Source organism: Alcanivorax sp. HI0044 (assembly GCF_001634945.1).
The window spans coordinates 1-337 of sequence record NZ_LWEZ01000805.1; the positions used below are offsets into that span (position 1 = coordinate 1).

Below are 337 nucleotides of genomic sequence, written 5' to 3' on the forward strand. Positions count from 1 at the left end.
GCCCCCCGAAACTGACGGCGATCAGTGTCAGCACAATCATGAGGCCGACATTCTTTTCTACTACTTCATGAGCGTTAGACATGTCGTTCTCCTCAGTCAGCCTGCTGCACGTTGTCTTCACCGCGGCAGTCGCGTTCGGCACGGACGGTTTTATAGACATTGACGGCCATCAGGATCATGCCGCTGAGGAAGATGATCCCGCCCAGCAAACGAATGATGTAGAACGGATGCCGCTCGACCAGCTCCTGCACGAAGTTGTAGGTGAGGGTGCCGTCGGTGTTCACCGCGCGCCACATGAGCCCCTGCATAATGCCGGACACCCACATGGAGGCGATGT

At 57.0% G+C, this 337-nt stretch carries 1 pseudogene; it reads right to left on the reverse strand.

Annotated features, from left to right (window positions below):
* Nucleotides 1–92: 92 nt before the first annotated feature.
* Nucleotides 93–337: pseudogene (locus tag A3730_RS31405) on the reverse strand (cytochrome C oxidase Cbb3); the annotation flags it as partial.